At 68.1% G+C, this 5572-nt stretch carries 3 protein-coding genes; 2 read left to right on the top strand and 1 reads right to left on the bottom strand.

Translation table 11 applies throughout. The features are described from left to right. A partial coding sequence (locus EKD05_RS25005) for an NYN domain-containing protein (RefSeq protein WP_129678306.1) occupies positions 1–257 on the bottom strand: 257 nt, incomplete at its 3' end. A 529-nt stretch (positions 258–786) separates the two neighbouring features. Here EKD05_RS25005 and EKD05_RS25000 point away from each other — a divergent pair. Both EKD05_RS25000 and EKD05_RS24995 read left to right on the top strand, forming a co-directional pair. After that, entirely contained in the window at positions 787–2115 is a 1329-nt protein-coding gene (locus EKD05_RS25000) for a CHAT domain-containing protein (RefSeq protein WP_165360974.1), read from the top strand. Then, positions 2112–4775 carry a tetratricopeptide repeat protein gene (locus EKD05_RS24995; RefSeq protein ID WP_129678301.1) on the top strand — a complete coding sequence of 888 codons (2664 nt, stop codon included), beginning with the start codon at positions 2112–2114 and terminating at the stop codon, positions 4773–4775. The genes EKD05_RS25000 and EKD05_RS24995 overlap by 4 nt, the downstream gene beginning before the upstream one ends. Positions 4776–5572: the final 797 nt, after the last annotated feature.

Genomic DNA, 5572 nt, shown 5'->3' with positions numbered 1-5572 from the left:
TTTTTGCCCGTGGTATAGGCAAATTGCTGGATGGGTTTGATGCCAAACTCGCGCAGAACCTTGCGCCATTGCGCACTCTGGGGCGAGGTAAAATCGCCATAGATACGCTTGACCGTGGCTTCCCCCAGGGTCGCGATTTCTTTCAAGATGCTGGCAAATTTCGCGGGTTGGGCGTTATCCGCATCAATGAGCACCGCCAGTTTCAGGCTCGGCTCTTCGGCCTCAATTTTCGCCACGAGTTTTGAATTATAGGGCATCGCAGGGTTCCTTGATCACGATCAGTGGAGCGCCAGGCTGCGGCACTGACGAGCGGAGGCCACGGCCAGATCGTAGCGGCGCATGGGCATGCGGCGGGCGACCCGGCTGCGGAAGGGGAAGCCTCACCCTCCTGCCTGTCAGCAGCGGGACATCCGACCAGGGCTGCCACCGTGGAGGCAGACGGCTAGGTGGCGTCATCCTACCACAGCATGGCATCCGTTGCCAAGCAAACAGGGGCAAAGGTGTCAACAAACCCACTGCTGTGCCTGTGAGCCAATTCAGTGGGGCATCAAGGGACGCTCCGCCTGGCCGCGTTCCCAGCGCAGGGCCACCTTGCCTGCGGAGCCGCGCCGCCCGGGTCAACGTCAGATCGTCTATAATCCATGCATGCGTCCTGAGCCGACCATGCAGGGGCCATCGTATGTCTGAGCGCCATGCCGCCGTCGATCTGAATCTCACCTTCCGTGTCACCCCGCCCGGCTACGTGGCCGAGGCCGGCTGAGTCAGCCGGGCAGCCAGGCCGACGCGGTGCTCGCGAGCGAGGTGCCGCTCGCCCTCGCCCCAGCCGCCCTGCTTGCCCACGCCCTCGACCCAGTGGCCTATGGGCAGACGCTCACCACCCAACTCTTCGCGGCCCCGGCCCTGCGTGACGCCTGGCAGCAGGCGCGGGCGCTGGCCCACGGCACGAACCGGCCCCTCCGCGTGCGCCTCAGCCTGCCCGCCGACGCCGCTGATCTCCACGCCCTGCGCTGGGAAACGCTGCGCGATCCGAGCAACGACCTGCCCCTGGCGTGTGATGAATGCATCTTCCTGGTACGCACCCTGGCGAGTAGCGAGCTGCGTCCAGTGACGCTCGGGCCACGCCCTGACCTGCGGACGCTGCTGGTGGTCGCCAACCCGCATGATCTGGCGCGGTACCACTTGGCCGCGCTCGAGGTCGCGGCAGAGGTTCAACGGGTGCGCGACGCGCTGGGGGCGACCCCGCTGACGATCATTGGCGACCACGCCGACGCGGTGAGCCGCCGCGCCACCCTGCCCGCCCTCCACGCCGCCCTGCGTGAAGCCCCGACGATCTTCTGCCTCGTGGCCCACGCCACGCACACCGAGGCCGACAGCGTGCTTTGGTTGGAAGCAGCCGACGGGACGGCGGCACGGGTACCGGGCCATGCGTTGAGCGAGATGTTCAGCCACCTGGCCCGCCCGCCCCTGCTGGCGGTGCTGATGGCCTGCACCAGTGGCGGGGCCAGCCATCAGGCCGGGGCGCTGGCGGCGCTGGGGCCGCGCCTGGCCCAGGCTGGCATGGGCGCGGTGCTCGCGCTGCACGACCGCCTGAGCCTCGCGGACGCCGACACGTTTTTGGCGACCCTGTGGCGCGAGGTCGCCCGCGACGGCGCACTTGACCGGGCCACCGCCGTCGCCCGCGCCGCCCTGCGCGACCGCCCCTCCTGGTGGGTGCCCGCGCTCTGGCTGCGCATGCGCGACGGGTATCTCTGGGAGGCCAGCCCGCCTGCGGCCACGCCGGGCGGGGTGCATATCAGCGGTTCTGTGGGGACGGTACAGCAGATCACCGTCAGCGGCGGGAACGTCGGCACGATCATTGGGCAGCAGGTCAATGATCGGGCTGCGCTGCCCCCTGAGGGCCGCACACGGGCCATCGCTGCCCAGCGCACGCTCCTGGAAGCGCACCGCGCCACACTGGGCCACTACCTCCATCAACTGGCCCTCACCGGATCGGCCCACGCCCGGCCCGAGGTGAGCCACGGCATCGCCGAGGCTCGCGCTGGGATTGCCCGCGCCAAAACGGCCTTGGCCGCGCTCGGTGCGCCCGCCGACGATCATCCGGAGGATACGCCATGAACCCGCTGGCCCCGCTCACCGCTGCCTTGGCCGCTGCCCTCCCTGCTGAACTCGCGGCGTATGCAGACGAACTGGCGGCCCTCCTTCACCTCAGACCAGAAGACCTCGCCGCCCGCCTCGCTGCCCGGCCTGTCCTAGCGGCGGCCCTCGTTAGCCTCGTTGGGCAACCCCTGGAAGTGGACGGACAACCCCTCCAGATCATCACGGGCGCGGTCGGGACGCTCCAGCAGGTCACCATCACCGGGGGCTTCGTCGAGCGCATCATCGGGCAGCTGATCACCATCCAGCTGCCGCCGGCACCACGGGTGATCGACCCTGCTGCGGCCCAGGAGTTGCTGGCCGCGCTGCCGCTTGCGACCCTCGCGCCCGTGGCCCCATTGCCCGAACTGCACCGCATGCCCTTCGCCCGCAATCCCCACTTCGTCGGACGCACGGCCGACATGCTCGCGCTGGCGCGGGCGCTCAAGGGCGAGGGCGGCACCGCAGCACTTGGCTCTGCAGCGGCCACAACCGGCCTCGGCGGGATCGGCAAGACCAACCTCGCCACCGAGTTTGCCCACCGCTACGGCCAGTTCTTCGCTGGCGGCGTCTTCTGGCTCTCCTTCGCTGACCCCGCGAACATTCCGCTCGAGGTCGCGGCCTGCGGCATGGCCCTCGACCTGCCCAGCTTCGCGGATCTCGCCCTCGACGACCAGGTGCAGCGCGTCCTGTCAGTCTGGGCACAACCCATGCCGCGCCTGCTGATCTTCGATAATTGTGACGAGACCGAGCCAGGACGCGCAGAGGCCCTGATCCAGCAGTGGCGACCGACGACTGGCGGCTGCCGCGTGCTGATCACCAGCCGCCGGGGAGTTTGGAGTACCAGCCTGGGCGTGACCACCCTGCCCTTGGGCGTCCTGAGCCGCACGGAGAGCATCGCCCTCTTGCGGAAACATCGCCCCGAACTGGCCGTCGACGACCCGGCCCTTGCTGCCATTGCCGCCGAACTCGGCGATCTCCCGCTGGCCCTGCACCTGGCCGGAAGCTACCTGGAAACCTATGCCGACAGCCCGGCCTTTGGCGATCCTGCCACCTTCCTCAGCGAACTCCGCGCAGCACGGTTGCTTGACCACGAAGCGCTGCAAGGGATCGACAGCACGCCCTCGCCGACCAACCACGCCTTGCACGTCGCCCGTACCTTCGCGCTGAGCTATGAGCGCCTGCTGGCCGACGACCCCACCGACGCGCAAGCGCTGCGGCTGCTGGCCCGAACAGCGCACCTCGCCCCCGGCAACCGCGTCCCGCGCGATCTAGCCCTGGCGACGCTGGGGCTAGCAGCGGAAGATCGGCTCGGGCAGCGGCACGCCGAACGGGGGCTACGCGAACTCCTCAGCCTCGGCCTCATCGAGCGCGACGGCAGCGATGCCTTGCGCATGCACCGCCTCGTCGGGGCCTACGTACGCCAGGTGAGCGATGATCGCGACGCGCAGGCCGACGTGGAGCGGGTGGTCATCCGCGAGGCAGAAAACCTGGTAGACGCCCCAACCCTCCCACCCCTCACCGCTTTCCTCCCCGTCCTGCGCGGGGTCACCGACGCGGCGCTGGGGCGCGAGGACGAGCAAGCGGCGGTTCTGTGTGGCAGGCTTGTGCGACACCTAGATCGCTTGGGCAGCTATGCCTTGGCCCAGCCCTACGCCACACGCGCCCTAGATATCAATGAACGAGTAGTGGGGGGCGAGCATCCCGAGAGCGCCATCAGCTTGAGCAACCTGGCATCACTCCTCCGTGCTACAGGCAACTACGCGGATGCCCGCCCGATCCTCGAACGCGCCCTCGCCATCTTTGAAACAGCTCTCGGCACCGCCCATCCCGCCACCGCCTACAGCCTCAACAATCTCGCGGAACTCTTCCGTGCCACGGGCGACTACGACGCGGCGCAATCGCTCTACACACGGGCGCTCGCCATCAACGAGAGTGTGCTCGGCCCTGACCATCCGCAGACCGCCCACAGCCTCAACAATCTCGCGCTCCTGCTGGAACACCAGGGCGATTACGCCGCCGCCCGCCTGATCCTCGAACGCGCCCTCGCCATCACCGAGCGCGTGCTCGGCCCTGACCATCCCGACACCGCTCTCAGCCTCAACAATCTCGCACTCCTGCTGGAACGCCAAGGCGATTACGCCGCCGCCCGCCCCCTCTATGCCCGCGCCCTCGCCATCACCGAGCACGTGCTCGGCCCTGACCATCCCGACACCGCCACCAGCCTCAGCAACCTCGCCTCTCTGCTGCACAGCCAGGGTGATTACGCCGCCGCCTACCCGCTCTACGCCCGCGCCCTCGCCATCACCGAGCACGTGCTCGGCCCTGACCATCCGCAGACCGCTCTCAGTCTCAACAATCTCGCCTCTCTGCTGGACAGCCAGGGTGATTACGCCGCCGCCTACCCGCTCTACGCCCGCGCCCTCGCCATCCGTGAGCACATGCTCGGCCCTGACCATCCCGACACCGCTCTCAGCCTCAACAACCTCGCGGTCAATTACGCCTACCAGGACAATTTCCAAACCGCCGAGCACTTGATGAGGCGGGCGCTTGAAATCAACGAAGCCTGTCTCGGGCCTGACCACCCCAACACGCAGCAATCGCGCCAAAGTCTGGCTGCCATACGGGAACACCTGAGGTGAACGTCAGCCGCGCCGCCCATCAACCCCACCTCTCTCCTCGGGGCCATCGCCGCCGTTGCCACCGGCGATGAGGGGCCACGTCAGCACGTCACCCAGGCGCTGTCCACGCTTGAACAGAATGGCTGGAGACTACGCAGGCCAGTCGAGCGCATCTGGGCGGGGGAGCGAGATCGTGCGGCGCTCGTAGCGGGCCTTGATGAGCAAGACACCGCGCTGATCGACCGGCTACTGGCGTTGATCGCGTCGCCGCGTTGATCCCCATTGGCCTGGCTCCGCAATCAGTTCCCGCCGTTGGAATGATCTGCGGCAAGGCCCGGCGAAGCCAGCCGCGCCAGCGGCGAACCCAGCGTGGCATAAGCGACGCTCAGGCGGGCGACGGCGTGAGTCGTGCGGTCAAGCCGTTTTTTGCCATGTTGGCAAATCAGCTTCCGGCTTCAGCGGAGGCGATGGGCCTCGTTGGCACACCAGCCTTGGCGCTCCCGTGAGCCAGCTCAGCGGCGCGGCGAGGGGCCGCGCCGGGCCGTGCCACCAGCGCCAGCGGAGAGCTGCGCACGCACGGTGGGTGGGCCAGGGCCGTTGCCACGCACCCTCCTGGCAACCGCGCTTACTGCCTGGAAAAAGGTATCGGTTTATGCTATACTTTGCCATACCGATATCTTTTCTTGGAGTACCCCAATGGCCCCTGAACCGCGCATGGATCCCCGCCTCGCCCGTCGCCTCGCGGAAAAACAGGCCCTCCTTGAGGCCCGACGCCCGCTGTCCGACGCGACCCTGCGCCAGCTCCACGCCGATCTTCA

It is taken from the genome of Candidatus Chloroploca sp. Khr17 (genome assembly GCF_004138165.1).
In the GTDB taxonomy this organism is placed as follows: domain Bacteria; phylum Chloroflexota; class Chloroflexia; order Chloroflexales; family Chloroflexaceae; genus Chloroploca.
Note: the sequence above shows the minus strand (reverse complement) of the source record. Positions and strands in the feature narration are given on the sequence as shown.

Coding starts and splice junctions, on each gene's coding strand:
- EKD05_RS24995 (WP_129678301.1), top strand. CDS start 2,112: ATGAACCCGCTGGCCCCGCTCACCGCTGCCTTGGCCGCTGCCCTCCCT.